Below are 16,787 nucleotides of genomic sequence, written 5' to 3'. Positions count from 1 at the left end.
GGCCGGGCCGCCCGCCGTACGCCGTCCCGCCGCCGCGCGCGGCGACCCCCGTGTCCCCCGCCGGGGGAAGATTGTCTGCCGCTGCTCCCCTCCGGGGCAGGAAACGCTGTGAACCCTCCCCGTGAAAGGAGCCTCCCCGATGGCCCGGACCGACCTCGACGCGCTCGCGCTGAACGCGCTCACCCTGGAGCAGAAGGCCTCGCTGCTGTCGGGCCGGGATTTCTGGACGACCAAACCGCTGGAGGAGGCCGGGATTCCGTCCATCACGCTGTGCGACGGGCCGCACGGCGTACGCCGCGAGGCCGGCGGATCCGACCACCTCGGCCTGAACGAGAGCATCCCCGCCACCTGCTTCCCGCCCGCGGTCGCGGTCGGGTCGAGCTGGGACCCCGAAGTGGCCGCCCGGATCGGCGCCGCCATCGGCAGGGAGGGCCGGGCCCTCGGCGTGGCGGTCGTGCTCGGTCCCGGCGTGAACATCAAGCGCTCGCCGCTGTGCGGGCGCAACTTCGAGTACTACTCGGAGGACCCCCTGCTTTCCGGCGTACTCGGGGCGGCGCACGTCGCCGCGCTGCAGGCGGAGGGACCGGGCGCGTCGGTCAAGCACTTCGCGGCCAACAACCAGGAGACCGAGCGCATGCGGGTCAGCGCCGACGTGGACGAGCGCACGCTGCGCGAGATCTACTTCCCCGCGTTCGAGCGGGTGGTCACCCAGGCCCGGCCGGCCACCGTGATGTGCTCCTACAACCGCGTCAACGGCGTCCACGCCTCGCAGAACCGGTGGCTGCTCACCGACGTCCTGCGCCGCGAGTGGGGCTTCACCGGCGTCGTCGTCTCCGACTGGGGCGCGGTCCAGGACCGCGTCGCCGCGCTGGCCGCCGGGCTGGACCTGGAGATGCCGGGGACCGGCGGCGCGAGCGACCGGCGCGTCGTGGACGCCGTCCGCGCGGGCGACCTCGACGAGGCCGTGGTGAACGCGAGCGTGCGCCGCGTCGTCGCCCTCACCGAACGCCACCACGGCGTGTCCGGCGCGTTCGACGCCGACGCCCACCACGCGCTCGCCCGCGAACTCGCCGCCGAATGCGCCGTGCTGCTCAAGAACGAGAACGGCACGCTCCCCCTCTCGGCGAGCGCCCGCATCGCCGTGATCGGCGAGTTCGCGGCCAGGCCCCGGTTTCAGGGCGGCGGCAGCTCCCACATCAACGCCACCCGGGTCGACGCGGCGCTCGACGCGATCCGCGCCCTCGCCCCGGACGTCGCCTACGCCCAGGGGTTCTCACTGGACGGGTCGGGCGACGCGCGGGAGCTTCGCGAGGCGGCGGCCGAGGCCGCGTCGTCCGCCGACGTCGCGGTCGTCTTCGCGGGCCTCGGCGAGCGGGAGGAGTCGGAGGGCTTCGACCGGGAGACGATCGACCTGCCCGCCGTCCAGGTCGAGCTGATCCGCGCCGTCGCCGCCGCGGCCCGCCGTACGGTGGTCGTCCTGTCCAACGGCGGCGTCGTCTCGATGGAGGGCTGGCACGACGACGTGGACGCCGTGCTGGAGGGCTGGCTGCTCGGACAGGCGGGCGGTTCCGCCGTCGCCGACCTCCTCTTCGGCGTCGTGAACCCCTCCGGGCGCCTCGCCGAGAGCATCCCGGTCCGGCTGCAGGACACGCCGAGCTACCTCAACTTCCCCGGCGAGGCCGGGCACGTGCGCTACGGCGAGGGCGTGATGGTCGGCTACCGCTACTACGAGACGGTCGAGCTGCCCGTGCGCTACCCGTTCGGCCACGGCCTGAGCTACACGACGTTCGCGGTCGATGGCCTCACCGTCGCCCGTACGGGCGACGACACGGCGACCGTCACGGTGCGGGTGACCAACACCGGAGAGCGGGCGGGCAAGCACGTCGTGCAGGTCTACGTGGCCACCACCGCGGGTCCCGTACGGCGGCCGGCCCGGGAGCTGCGGGCCTTCACGAAGGTCTCCCTCGCCCCCGGCGAGTCGCGCACGATCACCCTTTCCCTCGACCGGCGGGCGTTCGCGTACTACGACGTCCCGCTCGGCCGGTGGGTGGTCGCGCCGGGCGACTACACGATCCAGATCGGCGAGAACGCCTCGTCCGTCGTGGCCGAGACGACGATCAGCCTCGACGGCGACTCGGTCGTCCCCGTGGTGTCGCTCGACTCGACGCTCGGCGAGTGGCTCTCGCATCCTCTCGCCGGCCCCGCTCTCGTACGGGTCCTCACCGGCGGGAAGAACGAGCGGCCCGAGGAGGACGACGAGAACGGGTTGCGGATGGCCTCGTCGATGCCGATGGGAAGGTTCCTGACCTTCGCCGGCATCGACATCCCCCACACGACCCTGCGGGAACTGGTGAAGCTGGGCGGGTCGGACGGCGCGGCCGCCTGACCCGCGTCCCCCGGCCGGCTCAACCTCCCGTGCCCGTCTCTCCCGGCTCACCGCGAACCCCCGGGTGGGGTCGGGTAGGGCCGGCACCCAGACACGCCAAGACACCGAAGATGTCGGTGGCCACGATGAACAGTTCGATGAGCGCATCTTCCAGCAGCGGGCGTGGTCGCCTTCGACGGCGCGGACGCCACCCATGACCTGCCGGAACGCTTGCAGAAGCTGAACAACGCGCTGCGAGAATCCGCTTCGGCGTCGTGGACGATACCGAGGTCGAACAGGCGGCTATCGCCGCCCGTCCCGTCTCGGTGTGGGACGCGGCGCAACGCCGGAACGGCACGGTGCGCGCCCACGCCGGCGTCGCCGAGCCGCCCCGGCTCAACGCCCAGGACGCGGGGTCGCTGCGGGCGGGTGGAGGGCTTCACCCGACCAGCCGCTGCGTCATCGAGGCCGGCGGCAGGAATTCCCCCACACCAGATGTCCGAAACAGCGACCTCTAGCGACACAAAATTCGTCCTTAACGACCGAAAAACCTCCTGTGATTTGTATCACAATGTTTGCTACTTGCCGCCGCCGTTTCAACAAGATCAAGATCAGTATGCAACTCGCATCCGTCAAGGATTTACCGTCCGACCATTATCCGAGTCGGCGCATCCGGTGCATCAGCTCATCCTCGGGAGGAAGATTATGACTCGACGACGCTCTTGTTTGCTGACCGCTGTAGTTGTGGCCGGAATTGGAGCAGGACTGGCCGCGTTTCCGGCAACGGCCAACGCGGACGGGATTGACACATCTCCGGTCCGTCCGGATGCGCCGCAATCCTCCGATCGTCTCGCCGAGCTGGAAGTCCTCAAACGGCCGGCTCCCGCACCCCGCCCGATCGCGCCTGAGGACCTTCCTCTCAACGAGAAGGACAAGGCCTCCGCGTCCCTGCAGCGATCTAGCGAAGCGGTGTCCGCGGTCGCGGCCGCAGACGTATGGTGCGGCAGTTGGCTGAGCGACCCAGGCGCGGTGGAACTGCAGTCCGTCAACAGCCCATTGGATTTGGACGGCGTGTACTACTACCCCAACTCATGGGGTCCCTTCAAGTGGCAGAACAACGACGGTATCGCACCCGACGGAAAGCGCTACGCGTGGACCAAGATGTACGAGACGGTCATGGGCGAGTTCTACAACTATCCAGATAAGCGAGTCACCACAGGCTGGTGGGACAACTCGAACAATCCCCACTTCTGCGGTTGGGGGAGCAACCTGTACCGCAACGTCTACAGCACCAACGAGGCCTATAGCGCCGGAATCCGGAAGGACCAGGCCACCTTCGTCCGTGCGCACGGTTACGTTTACGACTCCGGCTGGCTGTACACCTCCCACAAGACCGCGTACTAATCATCAGATGAACGATACGTCGGCGCGGTCCATCATGTTTCGCTCGATGGCACGGTCCTACGCATCGCAGGCTTCATGATGGCCGGCTCCAACGTCCCCTGGCGGATGACAGGCGGGCTGCTTCTGGTTCTCGTGCTGGGCGCCGGGTGCGCCCAGCAATCAGAGAAGGATCCAGGTCGGTTTCCTGTGGTCTCCTCGGAGAAGGACCTGGTTCTTCCACTGGATGCATACGATCTTGACGCGCAAGGACGATCGGTCGTGCAGACGGCCCGGTACAAGCTGATAGCGCGCTGTCTGGCCCGATACCACTTCAAGATGAAGCCCCACGACACCTCGCCCGTGAACTATCCGAGGAATGCGGCTTACCTGGGCTGGCTCGGAGCCAGAGACGTGTCCCGTTACGGCTATATCGGCCCTCCGGAGCAGCAGGCCGGCATCGCCGCAGCCCTCGACGGGATACGCGGATATCAGATTCCACCGAGCTACGAACCCATCTTCACCGGCTCGATCTCCGAATACAAGGGCATGAAGGTTCCCAAAAACGGGTGCGACGGCGAAGCGCAATCCATACTCAACGGGAATACGCCCGGCCCCGACAACACGACGCCCGCTGCACCGTCAGCGTACAAGAATCTCTACTCATTCATGGAGGACGCTGCGACTGCCGGTTACGCCGATGATCGCGTTGAGCTCGCCGAGGAATTGTGGAGCCGGTGTATGAAGGACGCGGGCTTTCAATACCGGCGCACCTGGGAAGCCGAGACGGACAAGCGGTGGACCAAGCGGGGAGAGGTCTCGCCGGGTGGAACTCCCGCGGGTCCTGGACCAGACGAGATCAGGACGGCAACGGCCGACGAGCGATGCCGCCTGAAGGTCAACTACAGCGGAATCAGGCTAGCGGCCTATGCCGACAGCCAACGCGCGATAATCAGCCGGAACAAACCGGCGATAGAAAGGCTCAAAACCCTCATCAGGGTCCGCTATGAAAATAGCCTGAAGGTGCTCAACGGGAACTTCCCCGAATTGCCTTCCAGCCGTTAGTCCGTTCGTTCACCACGTTACCGGACGACACACCCCTACTGAACAGGGGGCGGGCGTCGGCATGCCGCCGTCGCCCGCCCCGTACAGCGCGGATCGCGGATGCCCCCAGGGCCGGGTGATGCTGTGGCAGGGCCGGATCGACAAGGGCACGAACTGGCCGAAGGCGAAGCGCCAGGCGATGATCTCCTCGGTCCGGTCGAGCCTCGCATCGCATTCGGGTCGGTGGATTCCTTCCAGGTGCGGGTCCGCCGGCACAGGCTTCAGCGGGTGAAGGGGCGGGCTGGCTTCCTCTACAACCGCCGTTGTCAGCCCGTCACGCGCAGGCCCTGCCATCCGGGGTAGATCAGTCGCCGCCCTCACCACCGCATGCTTATCGCTCCACTGGCTCTCACGGACGAACACCCATTGACGACCTCGGCTCGTCGTAGTGAATGCGCGCCACCGTCCGAGCACGTGCCGTGACTCCATCTTGACCGACCGCCACCGGATGTACCGGAATGCGAGTTTCCAGATACATCAACCAGATCGACAAAATCCGACAGTTGACAAGATCGACTAAAATAGGGAAAATCCATATTATTCGGTACGACCATCATGTCGACCTGGTTCACAGTCCCTACTGGACATAAGACTCGTAGCACCGCACCTCGGTAAGCGCGTTACTGCACTCACGACGACTTCTTTCGCGGATCGCACTGAGCCCTGATTTGGTAGAGGAGATGCAATGGATGAGATGGTGCTCCGAGCGCAACGATTCATCAATACCATTTACGGCAGTGTACCCGGCATCAACAAGGTCGCAGAAGACGGCATAACAGGCTGGTCGACGATGTATGCGCTGACCCGATGCCTTCAGCACGAGCTGGGCATCACCGCGCTGTCCGACAACTTCGGGCCGACCACCATGTCCACCCTCCAGAGCAAGTGGCCTTCCATCGGTCGCAGCACCGGGGCCCCGGCAAACCTTGTCCGAATCATCCAGTCGGGCCTGTACTGCAAGGGGTACGACGGCGGCGAGATTGACGGACTGTTCAACGATCGCGTAGCGGCTGCCGTTCAGAAGCTCAAGTCCGACGTAGGCGTAAGCAGCGTCTACCCAGGCGATGCAATGGTGCCGAAGCTGTTCAAGGCCCTTTTGAACATGGACGCCTACGTTGTCATCAGTGGGGGAAGCTCCACTGTCCGCTCTATCCAGCAATGGATGAACGCTCGATATGTGAATCGCGCCAACTTCTTCATCGTCCCCTGTGACGGGTATTTCTCCCGGGATGTGCAGAAAGCCTTGATGCTGGCCATCCAGTTCGAGCTGGGAATGAGCGATGCTCAAGCCACAGGAGTGTTCGGTCCTGCCACCCAGGCCGGCCTCAAGGCCAACACCCTATCCGTGGGATCGTCCGGTCCCTGGGTGCAACTGTTCTCCGCTGCGATGGTGTTCAACAGACGTGATGGCGTGACCTTCACAAGCACCTTTGATTCCAATCTCTCCGGCAAGGTCAGAACATTTCAGGACTTCGTCAAACTGCCTGTCACCGGCAACGGCGACTTCCAAACATGGGCGTCTTTGCTTGTATCCACCGGAGACGCGACGCGTAAGGGCAGCGCCTTCGATTGCGTGACGGAGATCACGCCTGCTCGCGCCGACGCCCTCAAAGCCGCCGGCTACAGCATCGCCGGCCGCTATCTGTGCAATGTGCCGAATACCACGCTGAACAAAATGATTCAGCCAGGCGAGCTGGCGGTCCTCGCCGCGAAGGGCTTACGAGTTTTTCCTATTTATCAGACATGGGGAGGGTCGGCCGACTATTTTCGATACGCGCAAGGCGTCAACGACGCGCTCGCCGCGATCGAGTGGGCTCGCTACCACGGGTTCAAATCCGGCACACGAATCTATTTCGCGGTGGACTTTGACGCACTGGATTATCAGGTGACGTCTAACATCATTCCACACTTCCGCGGGATCGCGGATACGGTCAGCGAGCATACCGGGGGCTATAAAGTCGGCATCTACGGACCCCGCAATGTCTGCAGCCGGGTGAGTGGCGAGGGCCTGACGTCGGCAAGCTTCGTCTCCGACATGTCCACTGGATTTTCCGGCAACCTTGGTTATCCCATGCCCACCGACTGGGCATTTGACCAGATCGCCACGATCAACGTCGGTTCCGGTGCAGGGTCGATCCAGATCGACAACAACATAGCCTCGGGTCTCGATGACGGCCAGAGCAGTTTCAACCCCGGAACGGTCGAGGCCAACCTGGACGTCGACTTCGACATGAGCAAGAGAGATGCTCTTCTCCATGACATACAGAACTACCTGATAAGTATCGGCGTTCCGGAGGAGGGTGGTAGCGATATATTCGACAAGGACAATGCCACCCTCGGCTGTAACACAACGACCGAGGCATTCGACATCACGCTGGCCCATGACAGACTGATCACCAGCCTGGCACGACAACTGAAAATGCGAAAGGCGCTGATCCAATGCCCAATCTTGTGGGAGATTCGCAAATGGAACATGGGGGATATGGTAGCCGACGGCGTCGTCCGAAGTCATTACACTAACGGCAGCCCCATCGATAAAAACGACTGCAGTACCGGGCTGGCACAGATCTTTGCCGAGACCGCGATCAAAGCCCGCAACTACTCAATCCAGCAGGGCATTATTAGCGGCACGATCCTGGACCCCGAAAAAGAGACCGATCTATGGCCTGTCTGGCAGAAGCTTCAGGACGAATCGTACAACATCAGCACTGTGGCGTATGTCCACATCTGGGGGGCGCACGAACTAGGTCTCCCGCGCCCGGGCCTCACCACAAGTGAAGATGACACCCGCAGGATATTGGCGCGATACAATGGCGTTACGGCCGAAGCCGAGCAATACGGTCGCGAACTTCTTGGCCTGTACAAGGTATTCGAGAAGTACCACGCGCCTCTCCGCAACAGCTAGGAAACGCCATGAACGACAAGGCCGCGCATCCTCGACGCATCGCGTGGATTGCGCCAGCCGTAGTCAACTTGATTCTCGGGTGTGCCGGAGTATTCCCACTGGGCTTTCTTTGGATTTTCCTCGCCCAGTACCCACTCGCCGCTCTGGGTCTGACCGACCGCGAACCGACCGACAATGACGGCATAGTGCCCTGGCTGATCTTACTGGTCGGTGGTGTTGGGACCTTCATCGTCGTCTGGATGGGAATCAACGCCGGCCTGCGGAAGCTGTCGAGACTCGCCAGGCCGCAATACTGGCTGTTCAGCACCGCCTTGTCGTTGCTCCCGTTCGCTGCACTCGCGATTTTCCCTGATATCGGGAAGTCCTTAGGCTTGTTCTGATCCCACTGACCCCCCACAGGAGTGCCGGAATGGACACATCGCGTCGAATATTTCTGCAGTCCATGGCAGGTCTCGCCGTCATGTCAGGTGTAAGCGCCATTATCGTACAACCTGCCATCGCCGAGTCGGCCGGCCCGGATCCAGTGCATTTCACCGAAGATACGCTCGCGCAGGCGCAGCGGGCGGTGGCCGAGATTACGCCAGGCAGCAAGTCGCCGAATGGCTGGTCGATCAACACCGCCGCCAATTCCGGAGGCAGCGTGTGGACGCGCCCCGTACCCGGCACGGCATTCGGCGTCGACGTGGCGCTGGCCGACGCCGAAGTGATCCTGATTCACGTCATTCGGCGATTCCACTACGAGATCGACACCCTACGTCCCGGCGAGGTCATCGGCTTCAAAAATCCCGACACAGTCAAGGGTTATGAATTGAATCACGCGTCCGGCACTGCGATCGACATCCGCCCGGACCAGTACCCGCCCGGCGTCCACGGCGGATTTTATCAACACGAGCTGGCCGTTGTCCGTGACATTCTCGCCGAGTGCAAGGACATCGTGAAATGGGGCGGAGACTTCACCGTGCCGGACGAGGCTCATTTCGAGATCGCGGTCCCACCCACTGACAGCCGGCTCAGAGAGTTCGCGGACCAGGTCCGTGGTTGGAACAGCACGCCCGGCGTTGGAGCCGGAGTAATCCAGGTTGTGTAAGCAGCCGACTGCGTGACGTCGTACCGATGACGCACGCCTCTCCCGCAAGGCCGGAGCACTACGAGAACTCTCTCTGATCTGGTGCGGCAGGATCTCCCGCACCCGGCAGGCGCCTCATGTCCCGGTGGGCGGGCATGAGCGCGGGCGTGCCTTGGCAGGGGCCGCCGCCGGCCCTGCCCCGGTGAGTCCGGGTGAAGCGAAGTCCCCAGAAGCCGCAACGGCGCGTAACCCGCTTCGGCCGGCGTCCAGTCGCACAGGACCGCACGACTGGACGCGTGGCCGATCCGCGGGTTCGTGCGGTACCAGGCGATCTCCGAAGGTGCCCCACGACGAGCGTGGGGACAGGTTTCGGGCGTCGGCAGTCAGCCGAGGCGTTGGGCTCTGCCGAGCAGCCGCTGGGCCACCACGACCAGGGCGAGGAACAGGCCGCTGACCACCTGCTGGAAGGCCGACGTCAGGTTGCCCACCTGGTTGATCAGGCTCTGGATCACCCCGAGCAGCAGCACGCCGGCGATGGTGCCGGTGATGCCGCCCGCTCCCCCGGTCAGCAGCGTGCCGCCGATCACCACCGCGGCGATCACGTCGAGTTCCAGGCCGATGCCCAGGATCGTGACGCCGGAGGAGAGCCGGGCCGCGTTCAGCACCCCGGCGAGGCCCGCGAGCAGGCCCGACATCAGGTAGACGTAGACCTTCGTCCGCGCCACCGGCACGCCCATCAGCGCGGCCCCCTGCTCGTTGCCGCCGACCGCGTAGACGTTCTGGCCGAAGGCCGTCCGCTGGAGCAGGACCATGGCGGCCACCGCCAGGAGCGCCGTGATGTAGACCGGCCAGGTCAGGCCGAGCACACCGCCCTGCCCGAGCCGCGCGAACGCGGAGTCCTTCACGAGGTAGGTGGTGGCGCCCTCGTTGGAGATCGCCAGCATCAGCCCGCGCACGCCCAGCAGCCCGGCCAGGGTGACGATGAACGGCGCCATGCCCGTCCTGGCGATGAGCAGCCCCTGGAGCAGCCCCACCAGCCCGCACGCGGCGAGCGGCAGCGCGAGCGCGACGAACAGCCCATACTGCGAGCCGTACGCCGCGAGGACCCCGCCGAACACGAACAGCGACCCCACCGACAGGTCGATGCCGCCACTGATGATCACGAAGGTCATGCCGACGGCGATGATCGCGGTGAACGAGGAGGAGACGAGGACGCTGGCGGCGTTGCCCGCGGTGGCGAAGGAGTCGAAGGCGACGCTGCCGACGATGACCAGCGCCGCCAGCACCATCAGCGCGCCGTGCTGCTGGAGGACGCGGCTCACCTGCTCGCGTCCGGGCGTTGCGGTCATCGGGTTCCTCGCTCCCTGGTGGCGTAAACGGCGGCCAGGATGATGACCGCCTGCACGATCTGCGTCCACGACTGCGGCAGGTTGTGCTTGATGAGGGTGGCCGACAGCAACTGCATGAGCAGCGCGCCCATGACCGTGCTGAGCACCCGGATCCGCCCGCCGCTCAGCGGCGTGCCGCCCACCACCACCGCCGTGATGGCCGACAGCTCGATGAACAGGCCGAGCGAGGTCGGATCGCTCGCCTGCAGCCGGGCGGTCGCGAGCACGCCGGCCAGCGCGGCCAGCACTCCGGAGATCACGTAGACCAGCAGCAGCACCCGGCGGACGGGCAGCCCGGACAGCTCGCTGGCCGCGCGGTTGCCGCCGATCGCGACCACCTGCCTGCCGAACGTCGTCCTGCGCACCAGGAACGCCATCAGCAGCGTCAGCACGGCCGCGATTACCACGATGACCGGCACGCCGGACAGCGAGCTGCTGCCGAGCGCGATCAGGTCGGGGTTGCGGAACTCGACGAGCTGCGGCACGAGCACGTTGGCCAGGCCCCGGACGCCGACCAGCAGCGCGAGCGTGGCCACGATCGGCTGCACGCCCACGTAGGCGACCAGCGCGCCGCCCGCCGTCCCGGCCACGGCCCCGCCGACGAGGGCGACGAGCAGCGCGGGCCACGCGCCGTACCCGAGGTAGAGCGCGACGAGCGCGGCGGCCAGCGACATGACCGAGCCGACCGACAGGTCGATGCCCTGGGTGCCGATGACCAGCGCCATGCCGAGCGACACGATCACGATCGGGGCGACCTGCACGAGCTGGGTGCGGAAGTTCGCCACGTCGAGGAAGTGGGGGGTGAACAGCACGTTGAACAGCAGGAGGACGCCGACCGCGGCGTAGACGCCGTACTCCTGGGCCCAGGCGAGCACCCGCCGCCCGGGCGGTGCGACCGCTTCAGCCATCGGACTCCGCTCCTCGTTCGGCGATGGACGCCATGATCTTGTCCTCCGTGACGTCGTCGCCGGACAGCTCGCCGACGACGGCGCCCTCGCGCAGCACCAGGATCCGGTCGGCGCCCTCCACCAGCTCCTCCAGGTCAGACGAGATCAGTAACACGCCCAGGCCCTCCTCGGCCAGCTCGTCCACGAGGGCCTGCACCTCGGCCTTGGCGCCGACGTCGATGCCGCGGGTGGGCTCGTCCAGCAGGAGGATCTTCGGCCGGATGGCGAGCCACCGTGCGAGCAGGACCTTCTGCTGGTTTCCACCGGACAGCTCCTGCACCGGCTGGTGCGGCGAGGCCGCCTTGATCCTGAGCCGGCGCATGAAGACCTCGACGACCTTGTCGATCTTCGCGTCGGAGACGACGCCGGCCCGCGACAGCGACGGCAGGGCGGCGAGCGCGATGTTCTCCCTGACCGACAGCGCCGGGATGATGCCCTCGGCCTTGCGGTCCTCGGGCAGCAGGCTGACCCCGGCCCTGATCGCCGCCGTGGTCGAGCCGGTGCGCAGGGGCAGGCCGGCGACGAGCACCCGGCCCGCGTCCAGCGGGAGCGCGCCGACGATGCCCTTGGCCGTCTCGCTGCGGCCCGCTCCCAGCAGCCCGCCGAGGCCGACGACCTCCCCCGGCCACACCGAGACGTCCACCCCGTGCAGCACCTGCCGCCGGGTCAGCCCCTCGGCCTGTACGACGGGCCGGGCGCCGTCCCGCTCCCTGGCACGGCGGCGGTCGCGGGAGAACCTGGTCAGGCCGCCCGTCCTGACCTCGTCGAGGTCGCGGCCCAGCATCAGGGCGATGAGCTTCAGCCGTTCGAGCTCGGCGAGCGGGCCCGTGTGCGCGACCCGCCCGTCGCGCAGCACGGTCACCCGGTCGCACACCTCGTACAGCTCGTCGAGGCGATGGCTGACGTAGACGACGGCGATGCCGTCGTCCCTGAGCTTCCTGATCACCGAGAACAGCGTCTCGACCTCGCGCGGCTCCAGGGACGAGGTGGGCTCGTCCATGATGACCACGCGGGCGTCGATCGCCACGGCCCTGGCCAGGGCGACCATCTGCTGGACGCCCATTCCGAGGGCGCGCAGCGGGCGGCGCACGTCGGTGACGACGCCGTATCCGGCGAGGATCCGCTCCGCCTCGCCGTACATCCTGGCGGTGTCGATGACGCCCAGACGGCCGCGCGGCTCGCGCCCCAGCATGAGATTGCGGGCCACGCTCATCATCGGGACGAGGTTGACCTCCTGGTAGATGGTCGAGATCCCGGCGCGCTGCGCGTCGAGCGGCGTCCCGAAGGCCGCCGGCGCCCCGTTGTAGATCAGTTCACCGCCGTCCGGGCGGTGGACGCCGGTGAAGACCTTGATCAGCGTGGACTTGCCCGCGCCGTTCTCGCCCACGAGGGCGTGCACCTCGCCGGGCAAGAGGGCGAGGGACACGCCGTCGAGGGCCACCACGCCGGGAAAGCGCTTGCTGATCTGCCTGGCCTCGAGCACCGGTGCAGCGGACTGGCTCAATGAGTTCCCTTCCTCGCGCGGGCCTCCGCGCGCGTGCGCGCGGAGGCCCGGGACGCACGCGGACCTTCGCGGGCGTCCGTGACGGGCTTCGGCGGGTCAGTAGGCCTCGCCGAGGGACGCCTCGGCGTTGGAGCCGTCGTATTCGCGGTCGGAGATGACGACCTTGTCGGGGATCGGCTGGCCGTCCAGGAACTTCTGCGCGGTCTCGAAGGCGAGCGGCCCGAACCTGGGGTTGGACTCGACCACCGCGTGCAGCCAGCCGTCGGCGATGGCCTGGACGGCGCTGCGGGTGCCGTCGACCGAGACGATCTTTATGGCGCCCGGATCCTTGCCCGCGCCCTTCAGCGCGGTCACCGCGCCCAGCGCCATCTCGTCGTTCTCGGCGTAGATGCCGTTGATGTCCGGGTTGGACTGGATGAGCTGCTCGGTGACCTGCTGGCCCTTCTCCCGGGCGAACTCACCGGTCTGCTCGAAGGAGATCTGGATGTCGGGCGCCTTCTCCTTGATCCGGTCCTTGAAACCGTTGGTGCGCTCGGTGGTGACGTTGTTGCCCGGCGCGCCGAGCAGGATCGCCACCTTCCCCTTGCCGCCGAGCGCGGTGATCATCTGGTCGGCGGCCCGCTTGCCCTGCTCGTAGAAGTCCGAGCCGATGAACGTCAGGTAGTCGCTGCACGGCTTGGCGTTGATCTTGCGGTCGACCGTGATGATGGGGATCTTCTTTGCGGCGGCCTGCTGGAGCACCGGCTCCCAGCCGTCGGAGTTCAGCGGCGCGATGACGAGCAGCTTCACGCCCTGGGCGATGAGCTGCTGGACGTCGGTGATCTGCTTGGAGAACTGCGACTGCGCGTTGGTGACCTTGAGGTCGGCGATGCCGAGCTTGGCCGCCTCGTCCTTGATGGACTTGGTCTCCGCGATGCGGAACGGGTTGGCCTCCTTCTCCGACTGGGAGAAGCCGACCGTGGCGGTCTTCAGGTCGAACTTCGTGCCGCCGAACTGGTCCAGCGTGCAGGTCGGGCCGGCCGAGCCCGCCGGGGTCTGCACCACCTGCTGCTGCGCGGACGCCGCCGCGCTGGGGCCCGCCGTGGCCTGGGTCTCCGACTTGGCGCAGCCGGCCGCGCCGAGCAGCACGGCGAGGGCGAGCGCGGCCGTGCGGGGGTAGGGCTTCATGGTCTTCCTTCCGATCCGGGGGGTGACGGCGGGGCCGCCCGCCTGAGGGCGGCCCCGCCGTGGGGGGTGCCGTGGGGGGTGCCGGTGGGCGGCCCGGACGTGTCGTCCTGGCCGCCGAAGGCCGTGCGGGTCAGGAGCAGGCCGGGAGGATCTCCGCGGTGAGCGCCGTGTTGGCGTCGTGCACGCGCTTGACGTCCGGCTTGGTCACGGCCCTGTCGTAGGTCATCAGGCCGTTGATCTCGGTCTCCACGTCGGTCGTCTGGGTGTAGACGGCCGCGCTGAGGCCGTTGCAGGCGTGCAGCTTGCGCAGGGCGTCGTCCATCTCCAGGAAGCGCTTGGTCAGCGACTCGGAGTCGGACTCGACCGCGTAGCCCCAGCCGCCGCCGGTCCAGGTGTGCCCGATCACCGGCAGGGCGAGCCCGCCGTACTCGCCGAGCACCGAGGCCCGGAAGAAGCCGGGCTTACCGGGGCTGCCGGGTCCGGGATAGATGTGGTAGTCCATCACGTCACCGTTGCCGCCGTCCTGGGCGCCGCAGCAGTTGATGCCGCTCATGTTGTCCACGAGCCGGGAGGGGTCCAGGCTCTTCACGTAGTCGGCGATCCTGGAGATGTCGTACTGGCCCCAGCTCTCGTTGAACGGCACCCACATGACGATCGACGGGCTGCTGCGGTGCTCGTCGACGATCTCCTTCAGCTCGCTCTCGAACTGCGTCTTGTCGGCCGCGCTCGCTGCGCCGAACATCGACGGCATGTCCTGCCAGACGAGCAGGCCGAGCTTGTCGGCGTAGGCGTACCAGCGGTCCGGCTCGACCTTCATGTGCTTGCGGACCATGTTGAAGCCGAGCGCCTTGGTCTGCTCCAGGTCGTACCGCAGCGCCTCGTCGGTCGGCGCGGTGTAGATGCCGTCCGGCCAGTAGCCCTGGTCGAGCGGGCCGAACTGGAACACCGGCTCGCCGTTGAGCAGGACCCGGGTCGTGCCGTTCACCCGGCCGACCGAGATGGAGCGCATGCCGAAGTAGCTCTCCACCTTGTCGCCGCCCTTGAGTTCGACCGTGAGGTCGTACAGGTACGGGTCGTCGGGCGTCCAGAGGTGGGGGTCCGGGATCGGCACGGCCAGTTCCTTGCCGGCCGGGCCGGAGACCTTGCCGATGACGCGCTTGCCGGCGCGGGCGGTGACGACGGCGGTGGCGTCGCCGTTCGCCCTGACCTTCACCCGCAGGGACTGCCCGAGCACCTCGGGGATCGTGTCCACGGCCTCGATGTGGGTCTTGTCGACGGGCTCCATCCAGACCGTCTGCCAGATGCCGGAGGCGGGGGTGTACCAGATGCTGCCCGGGTTGAGCCGCTGCTTGCCGATGGGCTGGCGGCCGTTGTCGGTCGGGTCGGTCACGCCGACGACCAGCTCCTGCGGGCCCTTGCGGGTGAGCGCGTCGGTCACGTCCACGGTGATCCTGTCGTAGCCGCCCTTGTGGGCGCCGACCTGCTTGCCGTTGACGTAGACGACCGACTCGTAGTCCACGGCGTCGAGGTGGAGCAGGACGCGGTCCTTCTTCCAGGAGGCGGGCACCTCGAAGGTGCGGCGATACCACATGCGGTCCTCGTGGCGGCCGATGCCGGACAGGCTCGACTCCACGGGGTAGGGCACGATGATCCGCTCGCCGAGGTCGCGGCCGAAGGGCGGCGCCTCACCGTCCTTGGCGGCGGCGAACTGCCAGGTGCCGTTGAGGTTCTGCCAGCGGTCGCGGACGAGCTGCGGGCGGGGGTACTCGGGCAGCGGGTTGTTCGCGTCCACGTCGCCGGACCAGCGGGTCTTCAGCACGTACGTGGAGCCGTTGGACACCGGGACCCAGGTGAACGCCTCGATCGCGGTGCCGTCCGCCTTGGCGAGGCCGCCCTTTCCGTCGTAGGAGGCCCGGATGTCGGCGGCGAGACGGGGGATGGGGAAGCCGAGCTTGAGCTTGACCTTCGTGGTCCCGTCGAGGGCGGCCGACGCGACCTGCCACTTGGTGCCGGCCACCGTCAGGCCGAAGTGCTCGGCGGCGCCTGCGGGCAGCGGCGCGAGCGCGGTGTCGCCGAAGTCGAGGGTGGCGGTGTCGCCCGCCGCGTCGACGGCGGCGCTGTCCGGCCCCGGCGGGTCGAAGCCCTCGGGCAGGTAGAACGCCTCCGCCGGCACGGCCTGCTTGGGCTGGCTGGCGCTCTGCCAGCGCAGGTGGAGGTTGGCGCCGCCGAAGTGCTCGAAGTACTCGACCTTGATGTCGTACTTCTGGCCGGCCTGCAGGGTGATCGGGGTGCCGGTCTGCTCCTTGTCCCAGTCGTCGACCCAGTGGTCGATGACCAGCGTGTTGTTCACCCAGAGCCGGAAGCCGTTGTCCCCGATGATCGAGAAGGTGTACGCCTCGGAGTACGCGGGCTGGATGCGGCCCGTCCACCGCACGGTGACGTCGTCCTCCCGCCCGGTCAGCGAGGTGAAGACCGGGTTGAGGTCGGGCAGCTCGAGATCCGGGTCGATCACGGTGGCCTTGAGCTGGGCGAAGTCGAACTTCCCTGCTGCCGAGGACAGGTAGTAGTCGCCGCGCAGGCCGTGCCGCTCGGCGCCGGCGGCGGTCGCGGGGACCTGGCCCGCGACCTGCCAGACGGCGCCGAGAACGACGGCCAGCAGTAAGAGGATGGGCTTTCTCACAGGGATCCTTTCCTGCGGGCAGGGCCGGGCGGACGCGCCGTACGGCGTGGCCGCGTCCGGCCGGCGCGGCGGTGCGCTTCGCGGCGCGCCGGCGACCACCTGCCATGACGTGGGGGGGAGGGTCGAGATCGGGCCCGCGGACGCCGGGCACGCGGGGAACGCGCCTTCCGAACGGGACCGATCAGATTCGGACAGGATCGAGTCGGTTATCGCCCTCAAATAAGCACCGCGAGCGGGCTCCGGTCAAGAGATCAGATCAGATTCGTTCATTTTCGGTCACT

The 16,787-nt window shown here is 67.0% G+C and carries 12 protein-coding genes; 7 read left to right on the top strand and 5 right to left on the bottom strand.

Annotation, left to right across the window (positions count from 1 at the left end; translation table 11 throughout):
• Window positions 1-139 precede the first annotated feature (139 nt).
• The 7 genes from Msi02_RS18580 to Msi02_RS18550 all read left to right on the top strand — a co-directional run bounded on the left by Msi02_RS18580 (window position 140) and on the right by Msi02_RS18550 (window position 8,841).
• Window positions 140-2,386 (top strand): glycoside hydrolase family 3 C-terminal domain-containing protein, encoded by a 2,247-nt coding sequence (locus Msi02_RS18580; RefSeq protein WP_204049531.1) that lies wholly within the window; start codon window positions 140-142, stop codon window positions 2,384-2,386.
• A gap of 254 nt (window positions 2,387-2,640) precedes the next feature.
• The gene (locus tag Msi02_RS18575) at window positions 2,641-2,883 is read left to right on the top strand and encodes a hypothetical protein (RefSeq protein WP_204049530.1); all 243 of its coding nucleotides are present in this window, start codon (window positions 2,641-2,643) and stop codon (window positions 2,881-2,883) included.
• A gap of 187 nt (window positions 2,884-3,070) precedes the next feature.
• A complete protein-coding gene (locus tag Msi02_RS18570) occupies window positions 3,071-3,769 on the top strand; it encodes a hypothetical protein (protein ID WP_204049529.1) in 699 nt (232 codons plus the stop codon).
• A 75-nt stretch (window positions 3,770-3,844) separates the two neighbouring features.
• Window positions 3,845-4,810 carry a hypothetical protein gene (locus tag Msi02_RS18565; RefSeq protein WP_204049528.1) on the top strand — a complete coding sequence of 322 codons (966 nt, stop codon included), beginning with the start codon at window positions 3,845-3,847 and terminating at the stop codon, window positions 4,808-4,810.
• Between the two features lie 724 nt (window positions 4,811-5,534).
• Window positions 5,535-7,754, top strand: coding sequence for a glycoside hydrolase domain-containing protein (locus Msi02_RS18560; protein ID WP_239108499.1), 2,220 nt, complete (start codon window positions 5,535-5,537; stop codon window positions 7,752-7,754).
• 8 nt (window positions 7,755-7,762) lie between these two features.
• Window positions 7,763-8,134 carry a hypothetical protein gene (locus Msi02_RS18555; RefSeq protein WP_204049527.1) on the top strand — a complete coding sequence of 124 codons (372 nt, stop codon included), beginning with the start codon at window positions 7,763-7,765 and terminating at the stop codon, window positions 8,132-8,134.
• A gap of 29 nt (window positions 8,135-8,163) precedes the next feature.
• Complete coding sequence (locus tag Msi02_RS18550) at window positions 8,164-8,841, top strand: M15 family metallopeptidase (RefSeq protein WP_204049526.1); 678 nt, start codon at window positions 8,164-8,166, stop codon at window positions 8,839-8,841.
• Between the two features lie 362 nt (window positions 8,842-9,203).
• On the opposite strand, the gene Msi02_RS18545 is transcribed toward Msi02_RS18550, so the two are convergent.
• The 5 genes from Msi02_RS18545 to Msi02_RS18525 form a co-directional block, all read right to left on the bottom strand.
• Entirely contained in the window at window positions 9,204-10,169 is a 966-nt protein-coding gene (locus Msi02_RS18545; protein WP_079314816.1) for an ABC transporter permease, read from the bottom strand.
• Window positions 10,166-11,116, bottom strand: coding sequence for an ABC transporter permease (locus Msi02_RS18540; RefSeq protein ID WP_139575104.1), 951 nt, complete (start codon window positions 11,114-11,116; stop codon window positions 10,166-10,168). Before Msi02_RS18540 ends, Msi02_RS18545 begins: the two co-directional genes overlap by 4 nt.
• Entirely contained in the window at window positions 11,109-12,638 is a 1,530-nt protein-coding gene (locus Msi02_RS18535) for a sugar ABC transporter ATP-binding protein (protein ID WP_239108498.1), read from the bottom strand. The genes Msi02_RS18540 and Msi02_RS18535 overlap by 8 nt, the downstream gene beginning before the upstream one ends.
• 117 nt (window positions 12,639-12,755) lie before the next feature.
• Complete coding sequence (locus tag Msi02_RS18530) at window positions 12,756-13,826, bottom strand: ABC transporter substrate-binding protein (RefSeq protein WP_204049524.1); 1,071 nt, start codon at window positions 13,824-13,826, stop codon at window positions 12,756-12,758.
• 130 nt (window positions 13,827-13,956) lie between these two features.
• Window positions 13,957-16,506, bottom strand: coding sequence for a PA14 domain-containing protein (locus Msi02_RS18525; protein ID WP_204049523.1), 2,550 nt, complete (start codon window positions 16,504-16,506; stop codon window positions 13,957-13,959).
• Window positions 16,507-16,787 lie beyond the last annotated feature (281 nt).

Origin of the sequence: Microbispora siamensis, from assembly GCF_016863095.1 — a bacterium.
Classification (GTDB): domain Bacteria; phylum Actinomycetota; class Actinomycetes; order Streptosporangiales; family Streptosporangiaceae; genus Microbispora; species Microbispora siamensis.
This window is presented reverse-complemented; position numbering and strand designations above follow the sequence as displayed.

Excerpts from the sequence above, each read along its gene's own strand:
- Msi02_RS18580 (WP_204049531.1), top strand. The coding sequence starts at position 140 with ATGGCCCGGACCGACCTCGACGCGCTCGCGCTGAACGCGCTCACCCTG.
- Msi02_RS18570 (WP_204049529.1), top strand. The coding sequence starts at position 3,071 with ATGACTCGACGACGCTCTTGTTTGCTGACCGCTGTAGTTGTGGCCGGA.
- Msi02_RS18565 (WP_204049528.1), top strand. The coding sequence starts at position 3,845 with ATGATGGCCGGCTCCAACGTCCCCTGGCGGATGACAGGCGGGCTGCTT.
- Msi02_RS18560 (WP_239108499.1), top strand. The coding sequence starts at position 5,535 with ATGGATGAGATGGTGCTCCGAGCGCAACGATTCATCAATACCATTTAC.
- Msi02_RS18555 (WP_204049527.1), top strand. The coding sequence starts at position 7,763 with ATGAACGACAAGGCCGCGCATCCTCGACGCATCGCGTGGATTGCGCCA.
- Msi02_RS18550 (WP_204049526.1), top strand. The coding sequence starts at position 8,164 with ATGGACACATCGCGTCGAATATTTCTGCAGTCCATGGCAGGTCTCGCC.
- Msi02_RS18545 (WP_079314816.1), bottom strand. The coding sequence starts at position 10,169 with ATGACCGCAACGCCCGGACGCGAGCAGGTGAGCCGCGTCCTCCAGCAG.
- Msi02_RS18540 (WP_139575104.1), bottom strand. The coding sequence starts at position 11,116 with ATGGCTGAAGCGGTCGCACCGCCCGGGCGGCGGGTGCTCGCCTGGGCC.
- Msi02_RS18530 (WP_204049524.1), bottom strand. The coding sequence starts at position 13,826 with ATGAAGCCCTACCCCCGCACGGCCGCGCTCGCCCTCGCCGTGCTGCTC.